Genomic DNA, 21,538 nt, shown 5'->3' with positions numbered 1-21,538 from the left:
GGGCGTCGTCACATGAAGTTGCGGGTGTGCAGCTCGGACAGCCGCTGCGCCTCGTCACGGTCGAAGCCCAGCCGCGCGAGGCGCGAACGCCGTCCGGCTGCCATGTCGCGCTGCAGTTGCTGCACGGCCGCGTGACCGCGTGCGACGGAAGCGGGCGAGAGTTCGCCGGCCGCCAGCAGCACCAGCGCGTCGAACACCTCCTCGTTGAGGCCCGCCGTGCTGGCCAGCGTGTCGTAGCGCACCTCGATGGCGTTGCGCAGCCGCGCCTGGTAGTCGGGCTGCACTGAGAGCCGGTATTCGAGATGCGCCATGCCGAAGGCGACGTGGCGTGCCTCGTCGCGCGCCGTCAGCCGTGCGATCTGCCGCGTCACCGGGTCTGGCGCGTGCGCCTGCAGAAAGTTGAGCAGGTTCACGAAGCTGCCCTCGCCGAGCACGGCCAGCAGGAAGGTGGCGACGGAGAAATCGGGCGCATCGAACAGCGTGCGCAGCGAGGCCTGCCCGCCGGCCGTCGACAGCGCGGGCTGGTGGCCGCGCAGCGTGGCGCGGCGCGTGAAGACTTCGACGTGCCGCGCTTCGTCCGAGCATTGCAGCGCGAGCAACTGCAGCACCTCGCGGAAATGCGGATGGATCTGCCCGAGGTGGCGCGCCGGCACCAGCAGCGCGGCATTCTCGTTTTCGATGAGATAGGTCATCACCTGCACGACCGCTGCTTCCACGGCGGGCGACAGGTCGAAGGGCGCGTCCCACTCGATGGCCGTGCCCGGGTCCCATTGGGCTGCTGCTGCCTGCCGGTAGAGCTCGCCCGCCGTCGCGGCCCACACTTCGTCGCGGCGATGCAGGGCGAAGAAGAAGGGCGGGCTGCCGGCCTCCACCGTGGCACCGCGCGCGGCCAGGCCCCAGCCGGGCGCGGCGTCTTCGGCGGGCGAGCCGTTGGCGTCGCCCTGCGCAGCGCCGGTCGATTGCGCGCCGAGCCAGCGGCCTTCGGCATGCGGGCCGCGCGTGACCAAAGCCTCCTCCGCCGTCTCGAAGCGCAGCGGATGCCCCTGGCTGCGGCACCAGGCTTCCAGGTGCATCTGCCAGTCCGGCGATTGCCCGCGCACGCGCAGCTCGCCGCCCACCGGCCTTTCAGCCAGCGCGCGGCGAATGAGCAGCAGGGCACCCTGGTCGAGGCCGAGCGACTCAATATCGATAGTCGGGGTTGCTGATGCGGCCATCGCCGTCATAGAAATGCTCGTCGTCCACCGCGCGCTCGAGCAGCGCGTAGCCGCTGGTGCGTCCGGCGCGCCATTCGCGCAGGCCTTCGAGTTCGAGCAATGGGCGCACCTGCGGGTCGTCCCAGCGCATCGCCATCAGCAGCGACACGAAGCGGTCGATCAACGCGGCCGGCGCGCCGGGGCTGGTGGTGAAGTTGCAGTGGTCGTACGCACCGGTGCGCGCGAGCACGCGCGTGCTGCCTGAAGGCAGCGTGCCGTCGAGGCCGAAGGCCAGGTGGTTGCCGTCGATCAGGCAGCAGGCGTCGACTTCGCCGGCCATCAGCGCGATGGCCGCATCGCGTTCACCGCCGATGTGGTCGCCATGCTTGCCGCCCAGCACATCGAAGTAGCGCACCTGGAAGTCGCGCGACTTCACCAGGCCTTCGGTGCGCAGGTGGTCGAGCGGGATCAGCGTGGCCTGCGGCGAATCGAGCGCACCCAGCCCGACGGTCTTGCCGCGCAGATCGGCCAGCGACTGCACCGGGCTGTCGGCACGCACGACGATGGCCGAGCGCAGGTCGCAGTCGGTGTCGCGCATCGCCACGGCCTGCACCTGCTGGCCGCGGCTGCGCGCGATGCGGTCGGCCCGCACCCAGGCCAGCGGCGAATTCCACGCCAGGTGCAGCGTGCCGTCGAACTGCGCCTCGACCTGGCTTTCGTAGTTCGAATACAGCACGTAGTCGAAGGGCAGGCCGTTCTTCACGAAGAAGGTCTTGAAGCCCTCCCAGATGGTGACGACCTTGGGCGCGTAGGCCACAGCGCCCATGATCAGTGTCGGTTCCGGCATGAGGAGGCTCCTTCAGAACAGCGGCAGGCCGGTGATGGCCTTGCCGATGAAGTCGTACAGCACGTCGGAGGTCGGTGCCATCACGCTCGATGCGCGCGCATCGCGGAACAGCCGCTCGATGCCTGCCTCCTTGCGGAATGCCGCGCCGCCGCACACGCGCATGGCGATGTCGGTGACTTCGAGCGCGGCTTCGGCGGCGGCCGCCTTCACTTCGAGCACGCGCAGCATGGTGTCGGGGCGGCTCGCGCCGATGGCGGCCACGGTGTCGTCGAGCAGCGCCTGCACCATGTCGGTCTTGATGCGCGCACGTGCCAGGTAGGCGCGAATGGTCGGCAGGTCGGCCAGCGACGAATCGAGGTGCACGTGCTTCGTCTGGCTCACATGGCCGATGGCACGGCTCAGGGCGCCTTCCATCAGGCCCGTCGAGCAGGCGGCGCTGAGCACCGAGAACCACGGCAGCACCACGCCCATCATGGCGTCGAAGCCCTTGCCGTCTTCACCGAGCCGGGCACTGGCCGCGATGCGCACATCCTTCGCAGTGATCGGCGTGGAGGCGTTGCCGCGCAGCCCCAGTCCGTCGAAGCGGCCGGGCTGGCTCAGGCCGTCGGACTTCGCATCGACCAGCCACAGCGTGCTGGCGCCTTCGGCCGCGAGCGGCTTGCTCGACCACACGTAGCTGTCGGCCTCGAAGGCGGAGGTGACCCAGCTCTTGCGGGCGTCGAGCACCACGTTCGCGCCGTCCGCGCGGGCAGTGCCGGTGGGCGCCCAGAAGTGGCTGCGCGAATCGGCTTCCGAAAAGGCCAGCGTGCTCAGGTGCTTACCCTCGGCAATCGCGCGGCGCGTGGCCTCGGGGCCGAACTGTTCGAGCACGGCGGTGGCGCAGTAGTGCATGCACACGACCATCGCGGTGGACGGGCAGGTCTGCGCGATGCGCGACACCACCTGCGCGGCTTCCTTCAGGCCCAGGCCCTGGCCCCCGACCGACGTGGCCGAGACAAGCCCAAGCAGGCCGGCCTGGCCCAGCGCCTGGATCGTCTCTCGTGGAAAGCGTCCCTCGCTGTCGGTGCGCTGGGCCGAGGGCTGCAGCGTTTGCGTTTCGATACCGGCGAGCACTTCGAGGGGATTCATCGCTTTCTCCAGACAGGTGGTGGGTTGAGTGAGGGATCGGTCTACTGAAGCCGCTCGCGCAGTGCGCCGAGCTGGGCCGTGAAGGGCGCGCTGTCTTCCAGGCAGCGCAGGTCGAGCAGCAGGCGGTCTTCCGCGATGCGGCCAATCACCGGCAGCGGCAGGCCACGCAGCGCGGTGGCGAGGGCGTCGAGCGCGGTGCCCGTGCCCTTCTTCGAGGTGCCGGCCGGCGCGAGCGCAAGGCCGGCCGAGGGCAGCCGCTCGACAGGTAGAGAGCCGGAGCCGATCTGCCCGAGCAGCGGCACGACTTCGACGGTGAAGCGCGGTGACACCGCTGCCTGCACGGGCGCCTTCAACGCCTCGGCCATTTCGCGGATCGCATCGGCGGGCCGTGTGAGCAGCCGCAGCGTCGGCAGGTCTTGCGCAAGACGCTCGGGCCGCAGGTACAGCGACAGCGTGGCTTCGAGCGCGGCCAGCGGCAGCTTGCTCATGCGCAGCGCGCGCTTCATCGGGAACTTGCGGATGCGGCCCACGGCGGCCTTGCTGCCGACGATCAGCCCGGCCTGCGGACCGCCCAGCAGCTTGTCGCCCGAGAAGGTGACCACGTCGCAGCCGGCTGCAAGCATCTCCTGCGGCAGCGGCTCGCGCGGCAGGCCGTAGTGCGCGAGGTCGACCAGCGAGCCGCTGCCCAGGTCGGTCGCCAGCGGCACGCCGCGTGCATGCGCGATGCCGGCGAGCGTGGCTTCGTCGACTGCGGCGGTAAAGCCCTGCACGGCGTAGTTGCTGGTGTGCACCTTCATCACCAGCGCGGTGTGTTCGTTGATGGCGCGCTCGTAGTCCTGCGGATGCGTGCGGTTGGTGGTGCCGACCTCGACCATGCGCGCGCCCGCGCTGGCCATCACGTCGGGCATGCGGAAGGCGCCGCCGATCTCGACGAGCTCGCCGCGCGAGACGATCACTTCGCGATCGCGTGCCAGTGCCGCGATGGTGAGCAGCACGGCGGCCGCGTTGTTGTTGACCACCGTGGCGGCCTCGGCGCCGGTGATGCTGCACAGCAGCTCTTCCACCAGCGAGTCGCGATCGCCGCGGCTGCCGGTGGCGAGGTCGTATTCGAGGTTGTTGGGCGATGTCATCACCGCCAGCAGCCGCTGCAGCGCCGCGTCGGCCAGCAGTGCGCGGCCGAGGTTGGTGTGGATGACGGTGCCGGTGAGGTTGAGCACGGCGCGCATGCGCGGCGCGAGGCGGGCCTGGATGCGCGCCGCAAGCGCATCGCCGAGTGCGTCGTGCCGCACCTCGGCGGCCATCAGCTTGCCCGCCACAGCCCGCGCGCGAAGCCCTTCGAGCAGCGCACGGGCCTCTTTCACCACCAGCGTATGGCCGTGCTCGGCCAGCAATGCGCCCGGCACGGCGAGGCGCAGCAGTTGATCGACAGAAGGCAGATCCTGGGGCCTTGCCGTCGAGCCGTGGACCACGGACTCTTCGGGCGCTGCCATCAGCCGCCTCCGCCGTCGTCGGGGATTTCGGGGTCGCCGAACAGCAGCATCAAATTGTGGCCGCTGCGTTGATGGCCGGCTTCGGACACCAGCAGGTCGAGCGTGACACTGGCGAGGTCGTCGGCGACGGGCTCGACCTCGGGGTCTTTCTCCATCGCTATCTGCTTGAGGTAGTGGCCGCAGCTGTCGCAGCACTCGGCCTTGACTGCGCCTTCGCGCGCGCCGGTGGCCGGCAGCTCCACGCCGGGTTGCGGCGACAGCGATTCGAAGTGAATGCCCTTGGTGCTCTCGCAGTGCGTGCACTTGATGCGCACGTAGTGCCACTCGGTGCTGCACAGCGAACAGTGCAGGTAGCGGAAGCCCGCTTCGTCGGCGCCGATGCGCGTGATGCTCACGGTGGGCACGCTGCCGCAGCAAGGGCATTCGTTGCCGGGATCGGTGCGGCCGAAGATATTCTCGCCTTCGCGGTCGGCCACCTGCAGCACGAGCTGAGCCCAGTAGGCCTGCAGCCCCGCGGCAATCAGTGGCGCGGTTGCGAGGTCGAGGCCGAACATGATGCGGCGCGAGAGCCGGTCGGCCTGCTCGTTGATCCACGCATCGTCGGCCGCCACCACGCGGTCGAGCGCGTCGCGTGCAGGGCCTTCGGGCAGCCGTGCGCGGAAGAGGCCGAGCAGACGGCGAAGCTCCTGCAGCCACACCGGATCTCGCGTCCAGCCGAAAGCGGGCATCGGCGGTTTCAGCACCTTCGATGCGGCTTCGAGCGAATCGGATTCAGGCAACGTGACCGGTGCGTAGTCCTGCAGCACCTGGTGCTGCGCCTGCGCAAGGTCGGCGATGAAGATCAGGTACTCCCGCATCGAATGCGAAGCTGCGAGCTGGCGCAGCCGCAATTGCCGGTCGGAGAACACGAGGGACCGAACCGGCAAACGCAGGAACGGCATCTGCCGTCCGGCCTGCATCGCGATCTGTTCAGGATCGAGGATGCGGGTGGTCCGGATCGGCGGTGGGCTGCCGGTGGAACTCGTCATCGGGGCAGTATCACTCACCTCGCGTCATTTTGCGATGCCACAGGGGATGGTTGAGCTTGGCCCAGCCTTCCGTGACCGTGCCGCGCGTCATCGCGCGCAGCGTGCCCTTGACCCAGATGGCCGCGTAGATGTGCGTGATGACCGAAATGATCAGCACCACGGCCGACACCGAATGCACCACCACCGCGATGCGCCGCAGGAGGATCGGGAAGAACCCGACGAACCACGGGCTCCAGAACATGAAGCCCGTCACCAGCAACAGCAGCAGGCTGACACCGAAGGCCCAGAACACCAGCTTCTGCCCCGCGTTGTACTTGCCCACCGGCGGCATGCTCGACTTGTCGCCCTTGAGCATCTTCGGCGCGTTGGCGATCCACTCGCGGTCGCTGCGATCGAGGATGTTCTCGCGCCACATCGCGCCGAACAGGAACACGAAGGCCAGCACCATCAGCAGCCCCATGAACGGATGCAGGATGCGCGTCCACGGCCCGCCGCCGAACAGCGTGCTCAGGAAGAACAGGGCAGGGTGGAAGAAGGCCAGGCCCGAGAGCGCGGCCGCGAAGAACATGATCGCGACGAACCAGTGGTTCATGCGCGTGGCGTCGCGGTAGCGGCGAAGGTAATAGCGTGTCATCGCGTTCTCCTCATGCACGGGGCGCGGTGGATGGTGCGGGGGGTGACGCAGGCGGCTCTTCGATCACCACCACGTCGTCGGGCTTGCCATCGCGGTCGGCATCCGGATGCTCGTCCTTGGGCTCGATGGGGCCGGTCTTCATGTAGTGGAAGAAGCTGCCCACCACCGCGCCGATCATGGCCACCATCGCGAGCGGCTTGGCGACGCCCTTCCACAGCGACACCAGCGGGCTGATGTGCGGGTCTTTCGGCAGGTCGGCGTACAGGCCCGGGCGGTCTGCGTGCTGCAGCACGTACATCACGTGCGTGCCGCCCACGCCGGCCGGGTCGTACACGCCGGCGTTGGAAAAGCCGCGCTCCTTCAGGTCGACGATGCGCTCCGAGGCGTACTCGTGCATGTCTTCCTTGGTGCCGAAATGCAGCGCGCCCGTGGGGCAGGCCTTGACGCAGGCCGGCTCCAGGCCCACGCCCACGCGATCGGAGCACAGCGAGCACTTGTAGGCCTTGTTGTCGGCCTTGCTGATGCGCGGCACGTCGAAGGGGCAGCCGGTGACGCAGTTGCCGCAGCCCACGCAGTGCTCGCTGATGAAGTCGACGATGCCGTTGCTGTACTTGACGATGGCACCCGGCGCCGGACACGACTTCAGGCAGCCCGGGTCGTCGCAATGCATGCAGCCGTCCTTGCGGATCAGCCATTCGAGCTTGCCGGCCTCGGGTTCGACTTCGGAGAACTTCATCACCGTCCATGAGGAAGGCGTGAGATCGACCGGGTTGTCGTAGGTGCCGTGCATGGTGCCCACGTCGTCGCGCAGGTCGTTCCACTGCATGCATGCGACCTGGCAGGCCTTGCAGCCGATGCAGGTCGACACGTCGATCAGCTTGGCCACCTGCTGCACCTGCGGGCGGCTGCGGATGTCGGGCGACGGCGTGGTCGTGGCCGATCGGGCAGCGATGTCCAGGGTTTGAAGGGAAGACATCGCTCAGGCCTTTTCGATGTTCACGGTGAACGACTTGTACTCGGGCGTCTGTGTGTTCGCATCGCCCACGAAAGGCGTGAGCGTGTTCACCAGATACCCCGGCTTGGCCACGCCGACGAAGCCCCAGTGGTTCGGCAACCCCACCGTGTGCACGGTACGGCCATCGACCTGCAGCCCGACGATGCGCTTGGTGACCAGCGCCACGGCCTTGATGAAGCCGCGCTTGCTCGACACCTTCACCATGTCGCCATTGGCGATGCCTTTGTCCTTCGCCAGCTCTTCGCCGATCTCGACGAACTGCTGAGGCTGGATGATGGCCGAGGTGCGCACGTTCTTGGTCCAGTAATGGAAGTGCTCCGTGAGCCGGTAGCTGGTCGCCACGTACGGGAAGTCCTTCGGCACGCCGAGACGCTCGAGGTCGCCCTTGAAGATGCGTGCCGCGGGGTTGGCGCGCGCCTTCTCGTTGTTCGGGTGCATCAGGTTGTTGACCAGCGGCGACTCGAAGGGTTCGTAGTGCTCGGGCAGTGGTCCTTCGGCCATGCCCGTCGGCGCGAAGAGCCGGGCCACGCCCTCGGCTGTCATGATGAACGGGCGCACCGCGTCGGCTTCCGTCGGGTTCGCATCGGGCCGGATGTCGGGAACGTCGGCGCCGGTCCACTGCTTGCCGTTCCACGCGATGAGGCCGCGCTTGGCGATCCACGGCTTGCCGGTGGCCGGATCGGTCGAGGCACCGTTGTACAGAATGCGCCGGTTCGCGGGCCAGGCCCACGCCCAGTTCTGCACCATGCCGATGCCGTACGGGTCGGCGTTGTCGCGCCGTGCCATCTGGTTGCCGGCCTGCGTCCATGCGCCGCTGTAGATCCAGCAGCCGCTGGCGGTGCTGCCGTCGTCGCGCAGCAGGCCGAAGCCCGAGAGCTGCTCGCCGGCCTTGACCGTTGGCGGCTTGGTCGGGTCCTTCGGGTCGAGCAGGTCGGTCAGCGCGCGACCGTTGTATTCCATCGCCAGTTCCTGTGCGGAAGGCGAGTGCGGAATCTTGTAGGGCCAGGTGAGGTTGACGATCGGGTCGGGATACGCGCCGCCGTCCTTCGCGTAGGCCGTGCGAATGCGGTTGAAGATGCCCGCGATGATCTCGATGTCGCCCCGGGCCTCGCCCGGCGGCTCCGCGCCCTTCCAGTGCCACTGCAGCCAGCGGCTGGAGTTGGTGAGCGAGCCGTCTTCCTCCGCGAAGCAGGTCGATGGCAGGCGGAACACCGTGGTCTGGATGTCGGTGGTCTTGACGTCGTTGAACTCGCCGAAGTTGCGCCAGAACTCGCTGGTCTCGGTCATCAGCGGATCGATGGTGACGAGGAACTTGAGCTTGGACAGCCCATCGACGATCTTTTTCTTGTCCGGGAACGAGCCCACCGGGTTGAAGCCCTGGCAGATGTAGCCGTTGAGCTTGCCCTGGTTCATGAGTTCGAAGGCCTGCAGGATGTCGTAGAGCTTGTCGATCTTCGGCAGGTAGTGGAAGGCCCACTCGTTCTCCGCCGTGGCCGCGTTGCCCCACCACGCCTTCTGCATGCTGACGAAGAACTTCGGGTAGTTCTGCCAGTAGCTCATCTGGTTGGGACGCAGCGGCTTCAGCGCGCGGGTCTTGTAGTAGACGTCCAGCGTCTGCTCGCTGTCACGCGCCAGCGACATGTAGCCGGGCAGGGAGTTCGACAGCAGCCCCAGGTCGGTCAGGCCCTGGATGTTGCTGTGGCCGCGCAGCGCGTTCATGCCGCCGCCGGGCACGCCGATGTTGCCCAGCAGCAGCTGCACGATGGCGCCGGTGCGGATCATCTGCGAGCCCTGGCTGTGCTGCGTCCAGCCCAGCGCGTACATGATGGTCATGGTGCGCGTGGACGTGCTGGTGCTCGCGATGTACTCGCACACCTTCAGGAACTTGTCCTGCGGCGTGCCGGTGATGCGGCTCACCAGCTCGGGCGTGTAGCGCGAGTAGTGCCGCTTCATCACCTGCAGCACGCACTGCGGGTCCTGCATGGTCATGTCGACCTTGGCCATGCCCTGCTCGTCGAGCGCGTAGCCCCACGACTTGGGGTCGTAGTTGCGCTTCTCGGCGTTGTAGCCGCTGAACAGGCCGTCCTCGAACTTGTAGTCAGGCCCGACGATGAACGGCGCGTTGGTGTAGTTGCGCACGTACTCCGTCTGGATCTTGTCGTTGCCCAGCAGGTAGTTGATGACGCCCGCGAGGAACGCGATGTCCGAGCCCGCGCGTATCGGGGCGTAGTAGTCGGCCATGGCGGCCGAGCGCGTGAAGCGCGGGTCGACCACGACAAGGCGCGCCTTGTTCTGCTTCTTGGCCTCGATGACCCACTTGAAGCCGCACGGATGCGCCTCCGCGGCATTGCCGCCCATGATCAGCACGACATCCGCGTTCTGGATGTCCTGCCAATGGTTGGTCATCGCGCCTCGTCCGAACGTCGGGGCCAGACTGGCCACCGTAGGTCCGTGTCAAACGCGTGCCTGGTTGTCGAACACCAGCATTCCGGTCGAGCGGAATGCCTTGTGGGTGATGTAGCCCGTTTCGTTGGACGAGGCCGAGGCGCAGAGCATGCCGCTGCTGGTCCAGCGGTTCACGGTCTTGCCCTCGGCGTTGGTGGTCTGGAAGTTGGCGTCGCGGTCGGCCTTGAGCAGCTTGGCGATGCGGTCGAGCGCCTCGTTCCAGCCGATGCGCTTCCACTCGGTGCTGCCGGCCTCGCGCACCTCGGGGTACTTCAGGCGGTTGGGGCTGTGCACGAAGTCGAGCAGGCCCGCGCCCTTGGGGCACAGCGTGCCGCGGTTCACGGGGTGGTCGGCATCGCCCTCTATATGGAGGATGTCGGACACCACGTTCTTCGCCTTGTCGCCCAGGCTGTACATGATGAGTCCGCAGCCCACCGAGCAGTACGGGCAGGTGTTGCGGGTCTCGGTGGTGCGCGCGAGCTTGAAGTTGCGGGCCTCGGCCAGCGCGGCGGTCGGCGAGAAGCCGAGCGCCACGATGCTGGAGCCGACCAGCCCCGCACTGCTGACGCGGAAGAATTGCCGGCGGTTCATGTCCATGACGTGACCTCCTGCAGCGGTGAAGTGGGGTGTTTCATCGTGATCTTCTTTTTGCCGGGAAACTTGATTGAATGAATCAGTCGGGCCGCGCTACTTGGGCGCCGCAGTGCCGTCGCCACCGCTCGGCGCGGGCGCCGCGCCGCCGGAAGAGCCGCCACCGCCCGGGCCGCTCATGCCGCCGATGGCTGTGCCGCCTTCGGACGGGCCTTTGTGGGAAGCGGAGGATTCGACCTTGTCGCCGGACTCGGCGGGCTTGATGCCCGTCGGGCTCGCGCCGGTGGTGCCGCCATCGGCCTTCGGCGTGGGGACCTTGGGATCGCAGGCACTCGCCAGCATGCCTGCGACAAGGCACAGGCCGACGATCTGCAAACGCTGACATCGGGGCATCGACACTCCTTGGGGAAGGACGGGTCTGACAACGGGCTGTTTTTATGGCCTCGTTTTTCGCTTGCCGGGAGTGCCCGGTTTGCGACAAACGGGATACGTTTGTCGCATCATGCGACAGCATCCTGTCGGGATCAAGGGCCGAAAGGGCGCAATAACCCTTGAATCCAGCCGTGCCCCCGACCGTCGGCTATCGTTCGCGCCATGAATGCCTCTCTCCGCCTGGGTTGGCGCACGCTCTGGCGCGACCTGCGCGCCGGCGAACTGCGCCTGTTGATCGTTGCCGTGGTGCTGGCCGTGGCCGCGCTCACGGCTGTCGGCTTCTTCGCCGACCGCCTGCAGGGCGGGCTCAAGCGCGACGCGCGCCAGCTGCTGGGCGGCGACGCGGTGATCGTCAGCGACAACCCGACGCCCGAGGCCTTCGTGGCGCAGGCGAAATCGCTGGGACTGGAAGGCAGCGGCACCTACGGCTTTCCGACCATGGCGCGAGCCGGGGACGCACAGGGTGGCGCCAGCAAGCTGGTGGCGCTGAAGGCCGTGGCCGCTGGTTACCCACTGCGCGGCAACCTGCAGACCTCCACCACCATCGACGGGCCGGGCGCCGTCACGCGCGACATCCCGCCGCCGGGCGAGGTGTGGGTCGATGCCTCGCTGCTCGACTCGCTCGCGCTCAAGGTCGGCGACACGATGCTGCTGGGCGACACCGGCCTGCGCGTCGGCCGCGTCATCACGCTGGAGCCCGACCGTGGCGCCGGCTTCATGAGCTTTTCGCCACGCGTGATGCTCAACCAGGCCGACGTGCCGCGCACCGGGCTCGTGCAGCCCGCCAGCCGCGTCGGCTATCGCTACGCGGTGGCAGGCAGCGACGCGGCGGTGAAACGCTTCAGCGACTGGGCCGACGCCACCATCAAGAAGGGCGAGCTGCGCGGCGTGCGGCTCGATTCCTTCGAGGGCGGCCGCCCCGAGATGCGCCAGACGCTGGACCGCGCCGAGAAATTCCTGAGCCTGGTCGCGCTGCTCGCGGCGCTGCTGTCGGCCGTGGCGGTGGCGCTGGCCGCGCGCGGCTTCGCGGCCAGCCACCTCGACGACTGCGCGATGCTGCGGGTGCTGGGCCAGAGCCAGCGCACCATCGCCGTGGCCTATTCCTTCGAGTTCGCGGTGATCGGCATCGTGGCCAGCGGGCTGGGCGTGGCGATCGGCTTCGCGGTGCACTACGTGTTCGTGCTGCTGCTGGCGGGGCTGGTCGAAACCGCGCTGCCCGCGGCCACCTTGTGGCCCGTGGCCTTCGGGCTCGGCATGGGGCTCACGCTGCTGTTCGCCTTCGGCCTGCCGCCTGTGCTGCAGCTGGCCCGAGTGCCGCCGCTGCGTGTGATCCGGCGCGACGTGGGCGGGCTCAAGCCGGCATCGCTCGCGGTGCTGGGCGTTGGCGTGGCGGGCTTCGCGGCGCTGCTGATGGCGGCGAGCAGCGACATCAAGCTGGGGCTGATCGCGGTCGGCGGCTTCGCGGGTGCGGTGGCGGTGTTCGCGCTGCTGAGCTGGCTGGCGGTGAAGGTGCTGCGACGCAGCGTCAACGAAACGACGGCGCCGCGCTGGCTGGTGCTGGCCACGCGGCAGATTTCGGCGCGGCCGGCGTACGCGGTGGTGCAGGTCAGTGCGCTGTCGGTCGGCCTGCTGGCGCTGGTGCTGCTGGTGCTGCTGCGCACCGACCTCGTCGCGAGCTGGCGCCAGGCCACGCCGCCCGATGCGCCGAACCGCTTCGTCATCAACGTCATGCCCGACCAGAGCGATGCCTTCCAGAAGTCGCTGCGCGACGCGGGCGTGGGCAAGTTCGACTGGTACCCGATGATCCGTGGCCGCCTGATCGCCATCAACGACAAGCCCGTGACGCCCGACGACTACGCCGAAGACCGCGCCAAGCGCCTGGTGGACCGCGAGTTCAACCTGAGCAACAGCGTGAATGCGCCCGCGCACAACACCATCACCGTGGGCAAGTGGACGCCCGATGCGGCGGGCGAGGTGAGCGTGGAAGAGGGCCTGGCCGAGACGCTGGGCCTGAAACTCGGCGACTCGCTGCGCTTCGACATCGGCGGCATGCAGAACGAGGCACGCATCACCTCGCTGCGCAAGGTCGACTGGGGCTCGATGCACGCCAATTTCTTCGTGATGTACACGGTGGCCTCGCTGGCCGACGTGCCCACCACCTACATGGGCGCCTTCCGCGCGCCCGAGACCCGGGGCTTCGACAACGCACTGGTGCGCAGCTACCCGAACGTGACCAACGTCGACATGAGCGCCACCATCAACCAGGTGCAGCGCGTGCTCGACCAGGTGATCCGCGCGGTCGAGTTCCTGTTCGGCTTCACGCTCGCGGCCGGGCTGGTGGTGCTGTTCGCGGCGGTGACGGCCACGCGCGAGGAGCGGGCACGCGAGTTCGCGGTGATGCGCGCGGTGGGCGCGCGCGCCAGCCTGCTGCGGCAGGTGCAGCGCGCCGAGCTGGTGGGTGTCGGGCTGCTCGCTGGTTTTCTCGCGAGCATCGTGGCTTCGGTGATCGGCTGGGCCCTGGCGCGCTTTGTGTTCGAGTTCACCTGGACTGCCTCGCCCATCGTGCCGGTGGCCGGCGCGCTGGCCGGCGCGGTGCTGGCGCTGGGCGCGGGATGGTGGGGCCTGCGCGACGTGCTGCGCCGCCCGGTGGTCGACACGCTGCGGCGCGCTGCCGAGTAGCCATCTTTTTCTTCGGGGTCGAGCCGAACGGGGTCGTGGAATGCAATACATTCCCCGACCCCGTATTCAATTCACTCGGAAGAATCTTTCTACATGCGCTTGGCGTCATTCCAGATCACCAACTTTCGCTCGATCAACGACAGCGGCCTCATCGACTCCACACAGATCACGGCGATCCTCGGTCGAAATGACAGCGGCAAATCGAACCTGCTGCGCGCACTCCACAGCCTGAACCCCGCAGAGGGCCTGGCCGAACTCAGCCCCATCAAGGACTTTCCCCGCCACCGGCGCCTGGAAGAGTGCACCGGTGACACCCCCGTCGTCTTCACACGCTGGAGCCTGGACGAGAGCGAGCAGGCAGAGCTGGCCGCGATCCTGCCGCGCGCGGCAGGCGTGCGCCACGTTACCGCGGCCCGCGGCTATGGCACGGCGCGCCAGGCCGGGCTCGAAGGGCTCACGGCGCTGTCGCTCGACGTGAGCGACATCAAGGGCAAGGTCCGCAAGATCGTGCCGGCTGTGAAGGCCGCCGCAGAAAAGGTCGCCGAGGAAGCGAAGGCCACGCTCGAGCAGGAGGCCGACACCTTCGACGCCGCGATGATCATGAGCCCCGACTACATCAAGTGGTCGGCCGGCGCGGTCAAGGCGGCGCAGGCCCTGCGCAAGGCGCTGGCCGTGGCGGGCGCCGAACTCAGCGACAAGCAGGAGCAGATGCTGGCCGAGCTGGAAGACATGGCCCTGTCCATCTCCAACGACACGCCCGCGCTCGCCCGCGCGCAGGCCTGGGTGATCGAAAAGCTGCCGCGCTTCGTCTATGTCGACGAATACCCGGCACTGCCCGGCCGCCAGAACATTGCCGAGTACCTGGGGCGCCGGGGCTGGGGCCAGCTCACGCCTGAGCAGCAGAGCTTCGGCAAGCTGTGCAAGGTCGCGGGGCTCGATCCGCAGAAGCTGCACGACCTGCTCGAAAAGAACGACCAGGCCACGCGCAACCAGCTCGTCAACCGTGCCGGCTCGGTGGTGACGGCAGAGATCCGCCGCCTCTGGAAAGATCGTCCGCTGAAAGTGCGCTTCAACCTCGATGGCCAGTACCTCGACACGCTGGTGTCCGACCCGAACGGCGCCTACGAGGTCGAAGTGAATCTCGACGAGCGCAGCCGCGGCTTCCAGTGGTTCTTCTCGTTCTACATCGCGTTCTTCGCCGACACGAAGGGCGGGCGTGCGGAAGACGCGGTGCTGCTGCTGGACGAACCCGGGCTGCACCTGCACCCGCACTCGCAGGCCGACCTGCTGGTGCACTTCGAGAAAGACTTCGGCAACCAGATCATCTACACCACGCACTCGCCGTTCATGGTGCCTGCGCATCGGCTCGACTCGGTGCGCACGGCCAGCCTCGGCGAGACCAGCGGCACCACTGTGAGCAATGCCGCGGAGGGCGATGAGCGCACGCTGTTCCCGCTGAAGGCGGCACTGGCACTGAGCCGGCTTGGGAGCGAGCCGGTGGCTGTGAAGGCGGAGCCGACGAAGCCGGCGGCTGCAAAAACGGTGACTGCAGAGGGCGTGAAGCCTGTCAGGGCGGCCAAGCCTGCGGAGGTGATGCCTGTCGCCGTGGCCGCGCCTGCCGAAGTGGCGCCCGTTGCCGCGGTCGTTGAGCCTGTCGCCGCACCGGTCGTCGCCCCGGTCGCGGTGCCACCCGCCACCGTGGCTGCGACTCCCGCGCCGATGGCCGCGCCTGCCGCGGTCGCCGAGCAGGTGGAACCGGGCTGATCATCCGCGCGTGGCCTGCCTCGTGACCGGGGTGGGCGGGACTTCGTCGCCCTCCTTGAACATCCGCTCCCCCGCAAAGTCCACAAACGCCCGCACCTTCGGCGACAACTGCCGGCTCGACGGCCACAGCGCCGAGAACTGCCCCTGCCGCACGAGGTGCGTGGCCAGCACGCGCTGAAGCTCGCCGCGGCAAAGCGAATCGCGCGCCAGGAAGTCGGGCATGTAGGCCACGCCGAGTCCGGCCACGGCCGCGCCCAGCATGGCTTCCATGTTGTTGCACAGCAGGCCGGGCGGCAGTTGCGCGGGCAGCCCGGGCAGGTCCCATTCCTCGACCTTGCCGCCGGTCACGAACTTGTAGCGCAGGCAGGCGTGCTGTGTCAGGTCGGCCGGCACCTGCGGCACGCCGTGGCGTTCGAGATAAGCCGGTGACGCCACCAGCACGAACTGGAACGGGCCGAGCCGCCGCGCCACCAGTTGCGAATCGACCAGATCGCCGCTGCGAATTGCCACGTCGACGCCCTCGGCGATCACGTCGACCAGCCGGTCGTTGAAGTCGAGGTCGAGCTCGATCTCGGGGTAACGCGCCTTGAAGTCCGGCAGGATCGGCAGCAGGAAGCGGTAGCCGATGGTCGGCAGGCTCACGCGCAGCCGGCCGCGCGGGGCGGCGACGGCGTCTTGCATCATGGCGCGCGCATCGTCCAGCTCGTCGAGGATGCGGCGGCAGCGCTCGTGGAAGAGCGCACCTTCCTGCGTCAGCCGCGTGTGGCGCGTGGTGCGGTTGAAAAGGCGCACGCCGAGCTGCTGTTCGAGCCGTGCGACGTTCTTGCCCACAGCCGAAGCCGAGATGCCCAGCTGCCGGCCGGCCTTGGCAAAGCTCAGCTGGTCGGCCGCACGCACGAAGGATTCGAGTCCGCTGAAGCTGTCCATGGATTGGCAACCCTGGGTTGGGAGTGTGAGGATCAATGGCGCCATTTTCATTCCATTGATTCCTTTCTATCTTCTGTGGCTTCCTTTCTCCTGCGTGAAAGCCTTCGATGTCCACGTCTTCTCCCAACAAGAACTGGCTGCTGGCCGCCGTCTGCCTGGCAGCGCTGGGCATGCCGCTGAGCTTCACCGGCCCGGCGGTGGTGCTGCCCGCGATCCGCGATGCGCTGGGCGGCAGCCCGGTGCAGCTCAACTGGGTGACCAACGCCTTCATGCTGAGCTTCGGCGCCACGCTGATGGCGGCCGGGGCGCTGGCCGATGCCTATGGGCGCAAGCGCGTGTTCCTGCTGGGGCTCGCGGTGGTGGCGCTGAGCAGCTCGCTGCTGACGCTGGCCCCCGGCATCGTCGCCTTCGATCTGGCGCGGGCCCTGCAGGGGCTGGGCTCGGCCGCGGCCTTCGCGGCGGGCACGGCCGCGCTGGCGCAGGTGTTCGACGGTGCGGCGCGCACGCGGGCCTTCAGCCTGATCGGCACTTCGTTCGGCGTGGGGCTGTCGTGCGGCTCCATCCTCTCGGGCTGGCTCGCCGAGAGCTTCGGCTGGCAGGCGGTGATGCTGACCCCCGGCGCGGTCAGCCTCGTGGCGCTGTGCATCGCCGCGCCGAGCATGCGCGAGTCGCGCAATCCGGATGCCATGGGGCTCGACATGCCGGGCACAGCGACTTTCACCGCCGCGCTGAGCCTGCTGACGCTCGGCGTACTGCAGGCGCCCGACAGCGGTTGGGGCAGCCCGTGGGTGCTTTGCGCGCTGGCGGGCGCGGCGCTGATGGGTACGGCTTTCATCGCCATCGAGCGGCGCGTGGCGCATCCCATGCTCGACCTGTCGCTGTTCCGCTTTCCGCGCTTCGTGGGCGTGCAACTGCTGGCTGCCGCGCCGGCCCATGGCTTCGTCGTGCTGCTGGTGCTGCTGCCGATCCGCTTCATCGGGCTCGAAGGGCGCAGCGCGATCGAGGCGGGGACTTTCATGTTCGCGCTCTCGGGGCCGATCCTCATCGTGCCGACGCTGGCGGCATCGCTCGCGCACCGGTTCTCGGCGGGCGTGATCTCGGCCGTGGGGCTGCTGGTGTGCGCGGCGGGGCTGTTCTGGCTCAGCCGCTGCGCGCCGGGCACGCCGCTGCACGACATCGTGTGGCCGCTGTTGTTGATCGGCGCCGGCATCGGCCTGCCGTGGGGCCTGATGGACGGGCTGGCCGTGAGTGTGGTGCCGCGCGAGCGGGCGGGCATGGCATCGGGCATCTTCAACACCGTGCGAGTGGCGGGGGAGGGGATTGCGCTGGCGCTGGTGGGGGCCGGACTGACGGCACTTGTGACGGCGCAACTGGGGCATGCCGCCGCCGCATCGCAGGCGGCGCAGCGCGTCACGACCGGGAACATGTCGCAAGCGCTGGCCCTGCTGCCCGGCATGGACCGCGCGGCGCTGCTGCATGCCTACGGCGCCGCATTCGGCACGCTGCTGTGCGTGCTGGCAGGCGTGACGGTGGTGACGGCGCTGGTGGTGTTTGCGTTCCTGCGTGGCGAGACTCACGCTGAGGCTGGTGCCGTGGCGCTGGAGTCGACGGCCTGTTGAGACCTGCTCAGGTTTGCGCTGCCGCTTCGAAGATGTCGCGCAGCCATTGCGTGAACACTCGCACCCGCGACGACAGCTGCCGGTTCTGCGCATAGAGCACCGAAACCGGCATCGGCGGTGGCGCGAAGCCGGGCAGCAGCACCTTCAGTCGCCCGTCTGCAAGTTCGCTGGCCACGCGATAGCGCGGCACCTGCACCAGCCCCAGGCCCGCAACAGCCGAGCCGGTGTACAGGTCGGCGCCGGTCACCGAGACGATGCCGCCGAGCTGCACGCTCGTCACCCGCCCGTCGACCGTGAATTCGAGCGGCACCGCCTTGCCCGTGGCGCTGGAGATGTAGTGGATGGCGCGGTGCACCGACAGCGCTTCCACGCTCTCGGGCTCGCCGTGCTGCGCCAGGTAGGCCGGGCTCGCGACCGTGACTTGCGGCAGCAGCGCCACGCGCCGCCCGACCATCGATGAATCTTGCAGCGTGCCCGCGCGCAGGACGCAGTCGACGCCTTCGCGCACCAGGTCGACCAGCCGGTCGTCCTCGCCGATGTGCAGTTCCAGGTCCGGATATCGCGCCAGGAACGCCGGCAGCGCGGGCACTACGAAATGCCGCGCCAGCGTGCCCTGCAGGTTCACGCGCAGCAGGCCCTTGGGCGCCTCGTCGCGGAACAGGCCCTCGGCCTCTTCGACATCGGCCAGCAGCCGCACGCAACGGCGGTAGTAGGCCTCGCCGTCCTGCGTGAGGCGCACGGTGCGGGTGGTGCGCTCCAGCAGCCGGGTGCCCAGGCGCTGCTCCACGCGCTTGATCAGGTTGGTGACGGTGGCGCGCGGAATCTGCAGGTCTTCGGACGCCTGCGTGAAGCTCTGGCGCTCGGCGATGCGCACGAAGGCCAGCATTTCCTGGAAGCGGTCCATGGCCGGGCTCCGGATCTATTGTTGAAGTAAATGAAATGGTAATGGCGATTTGAGGCTGATTATCTTTGGATGGGAACGATCGATCATTCGTCTCACCAACCCACCACTGCAAAGGAAACAGCCATGAACAAGCCCTCCAACTCCAAAGTCGCCCTCGTCACCGGCGCATCGCGCGGCATCGGCGCCGCCATTGCGCGGCGGCTCGCCAAGGACGGCTTCGCGGTCGCCGTCAACTACGCGTCGAGCCCGGCGCAGGCCGACGCCCTCGTCGCCGAACTGCAGGCCGCTGGCGGCAAGGCTCTTGCGGTCAAGGCCGACGTCGCCAGCGCCGGCGAAGTGCGCGCCATGTTCGACGCAGTCGAGGCGCAGCTCGGCAAGGTCGACGTGCTGGTCAACAACGCCGGCGTGCTCAAGACCGTGCCGCTGGCCGAGCACACGGACGCGCTCTACGACCAGACCTTCGACATCAACGTGCGCGGCACTTTCAACACGCTGCGCGAAGCCGCCGCGCGCCTCAACGAGGGCGGGCGCGTCGTCAACTTCTCGAGCACCACGCTCGCGCTGAACATGCCCGGCTATGCGATCTACAACGCCACCAAGGCGGCGGTCGAGGCCTTCACGCACGTCTTCGCCAAGGAGCTGCGCGGCCGAAACATCACGGTGAACGCCGTGGCGCCGGGCCCGATCGCCACCTCGCTGTTCCTCGACGGCAAGACCGAAGAACAGATCCAGACCTTCGCGAAGATGCCGCCGCTGCAGCGCCTCGGCCAGCCCGAGGACATCGCTTCGGTGGTGGCCTTCCTCGCCGGCCCGGACGCGGGCTGGGTCAACGGGCAGGTCCTGCGCGCCAACGGCGGCGTGGCCTGAGCCATTCGCTTTCTCGGATCAACCCAACCCATACGGAGAAACCTCATGCAAAAGCAGATCATCCTGGTCACCGGTGCTGGCACCGGCATCGGCAAGCTCAGCGCGCAATCGCTGGCCGAAGCCGGCCACGTCGTCTACGCGTCGATGCGCGACATCGCGGGCCGCAATGCCGGCCGCGCCGCCGAACTGCGCTCGCTCGCTGCGGCGAAGAACATTCAGCTGCACCCGCTCGAACTCGACGTGCTCTCGCAGGACTCGGCCGATGCCGCCGCCGCGACCATCGTGCGCGAGCAGGGCCACCTCGACGTGGTGATGCAGAACGCCGGCCACCTCGTGGTCGGTCCGACCGAGGCCTTCACGCCCGAAGAGATCATGAAGGTGTTCGACACCAACGTGCTCGGCGCGCAGCGCGTGAACCGCGCAGTGTTGCCGTACCTGCGCAGGCAGGAGTCGGGGCTGATGCTGTGGATCAGCAGCACCACCACCAAGGGCGGCTTTCCGCCGTTCATGGGCCCTTATGGCGCGGCCAAGGCGGCGATGGATTCGCTGGCCGTCACGCTGGCCTACGAGATCGCGCGCTTCGGCATCGAGACTTCCATCGTCGTGCCGGGCGCCTTCACCAGGGGCACCGACCACTTCCCGAGCGCGGGCAAGCCGGCCGATGCCGCGACCGCCGTCGCCTACAGCCGCTACGACGGCGTGATGGACCAGATCGGCGAACGCCTTTCGGCGCTGACGCCCGACAACGCCGACCCGCAGGCCGTGGCCGACGAGATCGTGCGCATCGTGGGCCTGCCCGCCGGCACGCGGCCGATGCGCTCGCTGATCGACTTCGTGGGCGACGGTGCGACAGAGGTGTTCGAGGTGTCGGAGCGTGTGCGCATCGAGTTCGCGAAGCGCATCGGCATGGGCGATCTGCTCGAAGCGAAGGTACGGCGCTAAGAGGCTAAGAGGCTAAGAGGCTAAGAGGCTAAGAGGCTAAGGGAGGCGTCATAAAAGGTGGGTCGGTCTTCCTGTCCAATAGCGGCATGGAAAACCCACCCCACGACCTCGCGGAACGCGTGACCGAGCTCGAGATCAAGTCGAGCTACGCCGAAGACCTGCTCGACCAGCTGAACATGACGATCTACCGCCAGCAGCAGCAGATCGACCGGCTGATCCTGCAGGTCACGCAACTCAAGGAACAGAGCCAGAACGCGATGCAGGACGGCGCCGCGCGCAACCCGCGCGACGAGCTACCGCCGCATTACTGAGTCAGGAAGATCAGCCGTGCGAATGCCAGAGCACGGCGAAGAAATGGCAGGTGCTGCCCGCCAGCACGAACAGGTGCCACACCGAATGCGCGAAGCGCACCTTGTTGTCGAACAGGAACACCACGGCGCCCGCCGTGTAGAACAGCCCACCGGCCACGAGCCAACCCAGCCCTGCCGGTGACATGCGCTCGTACAGCGGTACCGCAGCCATCAGCGCCATCCACCCCATCGCCACATAGAGTCCGGTCGACCACAGCGGATGCTGCAGCCGGTTGAACAGCTTGGCGCTCACGCCCAGCACGGCCGCCGCGCAGATGGCGCCGAACAGCGTCCACCCCAGCGGCCCGCGCAGCACGCCGAAGAGAAAGGGCATGTAGCTGCCCGCGATGAAAAGGTAGATGGCCGCGTGGTCCAGCCGGTTGAACCAGGCCTTGGCCCGGCCCATGGGAAGTGCGTGGTACAGCGTGGAGATCAGGTACAGCACGATGGCCGTGCCCGCGAAAAGACAGGCGCCGACCACGCCCGCGGCCTGCCCTTTCTGCACCGCGTTGTAGACCAGGATCGGCAGCGCGGCGATGGCCAGCGCCAGGCCCAGGCCGTGGCTCAGGGCATTGAAGAGTTCTTCCATCGCCGTCTGGTCGCGGGCTGTCAGCACGGAGGTGCGCTGCGAGGGTTGCGTCTGGGAGGGAGCTGTCGTCATCGGAACCTCATGCAGATGGAGG

General features: G+C 68.1%; 18 protein-coding genes. 6 read left to right on the top strand and 12 right to left on the bottom strand.

The window, feature by feature from the left end; translation table 11 throughout:
* Positions 1-8 precede the first annotated feature (8 nt).
* The 9 genes from ACZYSP_RS21580 to ACZYSP_RS21540 all read right to left on the bottom strand — a co-directional run bounded on the left by ACZYSP_RS21580 (position 9) and on the right by ACZYSP_RS21540 (position 10,764).
* Positions 9-1,214 carry a ferritin-like domain-containing protein gene (locus ACZYSP_RS21580; protein ID WP_489016461.1) on the bottom strand — a complete coding sequence of 402 codons (1,206 nt, stop codon included), beginning with the start codon at positions 1,212-1,214 and terminating at the stop codon, positions 9-11.
* Positions 1,180-2,040 carry a phosphate/phosphite/phosphonate ABC transporter substrate-binding protein gene (locus ACZYSP_RS21575; protein ID WP_489016459.1) on the bottom strand — a complete coding sequence of 287 codons (861 nt, stop codon included), beginning with the start codon at positions 2,038-2,040 and terminating at the stop codon, positions 1,180-1,182. Before ACZYSP_RS21575 ends, ACZYSP_RS21580 begins: the two co-directional genes overlap by 35 nt.
* Positions 2,041-2,052: 12 nt before the next feature.
* Positions 2,053-3,168 (bottom strand): acyl-CoA dehydrogenase family protein, encoded by a 1,116-nt coding sequence (locus tag ACZYSP_RS21570; RefSeq protein WP_093077371.1) that lies wholly within the window; start codon positions 3,166-3,168, stop codon positions 2,053-2,055.
* A 41-nt stretch (positions 3,169-3,209) separates the two neighbouring features.
* Positions 3,210-4,658, bottom strand: coding sequence for an L-seryl-tRNA(Sec) selenium transferase (gene selA, locus ACZYSP_RS21565; RefSeq protein WP_093077370.1), 1,449 nt, complete (start codon positions 4,656-4,658; stop codon positions 3,210-3,212).
* Positions 4,658-5,686 carry a formate dehydrogenase accessory protein FdhE gene (gene fdhE, locus ACZYSP_RS21560; protein WP_489016456.1) on the bottom strand — a complete coding sequence of 343 codons (1,029 nt, stop codon included), beginning with the start codon at positions 5,684-5,686 and terminating at the stop codon, positions 4,658-4,660. The genes selA and fdhE overlap by 1 nt, the downstream gene beginning before the upstream one ends.
* A 10-nt stretch (positions 5,687-5,696) precedes the next feature.
* Positions 5,697-6,320 (bottom strand): formate dehydrogenase subunit gamma, encoded by a 624-nt coding sequence (locus tag ACZYSP_RS21555; RefSeq protein WP_489016454.1) that lies wholly within the window; start codon positions 6,318-6,320, stop codon positions 5,697-5,699.
* Between the two features lie 10 nt (positions 6,321-6,330).
* Entirely contained in the window at positions 6,331-7,296 is a 966-nt protein-coding gene (gene fdxH / locus ACZYSP_RS21550) for a formate dehydrogenase subunit beta (protein ID WP_093178654.1), read from the bottom strand.
* A gap of 3 nt (positions 7,297-7,299) precedes the next feature.
* Positions 7,300-10,377, bottom strand: coding sequence for a formate dehydrogenase-N subunit alpha (gene fdnG / locus ACZYSP_RS21545; protein ID WP_143696751.1), 3,078 nt, complete (start codon positions 10,375-10,377; stop codon positions 7,300-7,302).
* A gap of 90 nt (positions 10,378-10,467) precedes the next feature.
* Positions 10,468-10,764, bottom strand: a complete 297-nt coding sequence (locus tag ACZYSP_RS21540; protein ID WP_093057992.1) for a hypothetical protein — start codon at positions 10,762-10,764, stop codon at positions 10,468-10,470.
* 201 nt (positions 10,765-10,965) lie between these two features.
* Between ACZYSP_RS21540 and ACZYSP_RS21535 the strand changes: the two genes are divergently transcribed.
* Positions 10,966-13,482, top strand: coding sequence for an ABC transporter permease (locus tag ACZYSP_RS21535; protein WP_489016451.1), 2,517 nt, complete (start codon positions 10,966-10,968; stop codon positions 13,480-13,482).
* Positions 13,483-13,575: 93 nt separating this feature from the next.
* Positions 13,576-15,246 (top strand): AAA family ATPase, encoded by a 1,671-nt coding sequence (locus ACZYSP_RS21530; protein WP_489016449.1) that lies wholly within the window; start codon positions 13,576-13,578, stop codon positions 15,244-15,246.
* Here the strand turns inward: ACZYSP_RS21530 and ACZYSP_RS21525 are convergent, their stop codons facing one another.
* Positions 15,247-16,173, bottom strand: a complete 927-nt coding sequence (locus tag ACZYSP_RS21525) for a LysR family transcriptional regulator (protein ID WP_489016447.1) — start codon at positions 16,171-16,173, stop codon at positions 15,247-15,249.
* Positions 16,174-16,280: 107 nt separating this feature from the next.
* Here ACZYSP_RS21525 and ACZYSP_RS21520 point away from each other — a divergent pair, with 107 nt between their 5' ends.
* Positions 16,281-17,792 carry an MFS transporter gene (locus tag ACZYSP_RS21520; RefSeq protein ID WP_489016445.1) on the top strand — a complete coding sequence of 504 codons (1,512 nt, stop codon included), beginning with the start codon at positions 16,281-16,283 and terminating at the stop codon, positions 17,790-17,792.
* A 7-nt stretch (positions 17,793-17,799) separates the two neighbouring features.
* Here ACZYSP_RS21520 and ACZYSP_RS21515 read toward each other — a convergent pair whose 3' ends face one another.
* Positions 17,800-18,696 carry a LysR family transcriptional regulator gene (locus ACZYSP_RS21515; protein ID WP_489016443.1) on the bottom strand — a complete coding sequence of 299 codons (897 nt, stop codon included), beginning with the start codon at positions 18,694-18,696 and terminating at the stop codon, positions 17,800-17,802.
* A 123-nt stretch (positions 18,697-18,819) separates the two neighbouring features.
* Here ACZYSP_RS21515 and ACZYSP_RS21510 point away from each other — a divergent pair, with 123 nt between their 5' ends.
* From ACZYSP_RS21510 to ACZYSP_RS21500, 3 genes are all read left to right on the top strand, one after another.
* Positions 18,820-19,563: an SDR family oxidoreductase gene (locus ACZYSP_RS21510; RefSeq protein WP_489016441.1), complete on the top strand. Its 744-nt coding sequence runs from the start codon at positions 18,820-18,822 to the stop codon at positions 19,561-19,563.
* Positions 19,564-19,608: 45 nt separating this feature from the next.
* Positions 19,609-20,505 carry an SDR family oxidoreductase gene (locus tag ACZYSP_RS21505; protein WP_489016439.1) on the top strand — a complete coding sequence of 299 codons (897 nt, stop codon included), beginning with the start codon at positions 19,609-19,611 and terminating at the stop codon, positions 20,503-20,505.
* 86 nt (positions 20,506-20,591) lie between these two features.
* Positions 20,592-20,816 (top strand): SlyX family protein, encoded by a 225-nt coding sequence (locus ACZYSP_RS21500; RefSeq protein WP_093057985.1) that lies wholly within the window; start codon positions 20,592-20,594, stop codon positions 20,814-20,816.
* A 10-nt stretch (positions 20,817-20,826) separates the two neighbouring features.
* On the opposite strand, the gene trhA is transcribed toward ACZYSP_RS21500, so the two are convergent.
* Positions 20,827-21,516, bottom strand: a complete 690-nt coding sequence (trhA, locus tag ACZYSP_RS21495; protein WP_489016436.1) for a PAQR family membrane homeostasis protein TrhA — start codon at positions 21,514-21,516, stop codon at positions 20,827-20,829.
* Positions 21,517-21,538 lie beyond the last annotated feature (22 nt).

It is taken from the genome of Variovorax sp. F042, from assembly GCF_057814215.1.
The sequence above is the reverse complement of the archived record's forward strand: the minus strand, read 5'-3'. Positions and strand labels throughout refer to the sequence as shown.

Excerpts from the sequence above, each read along its gene's own strand:
- ACZYSP_RS21580 (WP_489016461.1), bottom strand. The coding sequence starts at position 1,214 with ATGGCCGCATCAGCAACCCCGACTATCGATATTGAGTCGCTCGGCCTC.
- ACZYSP_RS21575 (WP_489016459.1), bottom strand. The coding sequence starts at position 2,040 with ATGCCGGAACCGACACTGATCATGGGCGCTGTGGCCTACGCGCCCAAG.
- ACZYSP_RS21570 (WP_093077371.1), bottom strand. The coding sequence starts at position 3,168 with ATGAATCCCCTCGAAGTGCTCGCCGGTATCGAAACGCAAACGCTGCAG.
- selA (WP_093077370.1), bottom strand. The coding sequence starts at position 4,658 with ATGGCAGCGCCCGAAGAGTCCGTGGTCCACGGCTCGACGGCAAGGCCC.
- fdhE (WP_489016456.1), bottom strand. The coding sequence starts at position 5,686 with ATGACGAGTTCCACCGGCAGCCCACCGCCGATCCGGACCACCCGCATC.
- ACZYSP_RS21555 (WP_489016454.1), bottom strand. The coding sequence starts at position 6,320 with ATGACACGCTATTACCTTCGCCGCTACCGCGACGCCACGCGCATGAAC.
- fdxH (WP_093178654.1), bottom strand. The coding sequence starts at position 7,296 with ATGTCTTCCCTTCAAACCCTGGACATCGCTGCCCGATCGGCCACGACC.
- ACZYSP_RS21540 (WP_093057992.1), bottom strand. The coding sequence starts at position 10,764 with ATGCCCCGATGTCAGCGTTTGCAGATCGTCGGCCTGTGCCTTGTCGCA.
- ACZYSP_RS21535 (WP_489016451.1), top strand. The coding sequence starts at position 10,966 with ATGAATGCCTCTCTCCGCCTGGGTTGGCGCACGCTCTGGCGCGACCTG.
- ACZYSP_RS21530 (WP_489016449.1), top strand. The coding sequence starts at position 13,576 with ATGCGCTTGGCGTCATTCCAGATCACCAACTTTCGCTCGATCAACGAC.
- ACZYSP_RS21525 (WP_489016447.1), bottom strand. The coding sequence starts at position 16,173 with ATGGACAGCTTCAGCGGACTCGAATCCTTCGTGCGTGCGGCCGACCAG.
- ACZYSP_RS21520 (WP_489016445.1), top strand. The coding sequence starts at position 16,281 with ATGTCCACGTCTTCTCCCAACAAGAACTGGCTGCTGGCCGCCGTCTGC.
- ACZYSP_RS21515 (WP_489016443.1), bottom strand. The coding sequence starts at position 18,696 with ATGGACCGCTTCCAGGAAATGCTGGCCTTCGTGCGCATCGCCGAGCGC.
- ACZYSP_RS21510 (WP_489016441.1), top strand. The coding sequence starts at position 18,820 with ATGAACAAGCCCTCCAACTCCAAAGTCGCCCTCGTCACCGGCGCATCG.
- ACZYSP_RS21505 (WP_489016439.1), top strand. The coding sequence starts at position 19,609 with ATGCAAAAGCAGATCATCCTGGTCACCGGTGCTGGCACCGGCATCGGC.
- ACZYSP_RS21500 (WP_093057985.1), top strand. The coding sequence starts at position 20,592 with ATGGAAAACCCACCCCACGACCTCGCGGAACGCGTGACCGAGCTCGAG.
- trhA (WP_489016436.1), bottom strand. The coding sequence starts at position 21,516 with ATGACGACAGCTCCCTCCCAGACGCAACCCTCGCAGCGCACCTCCGTG.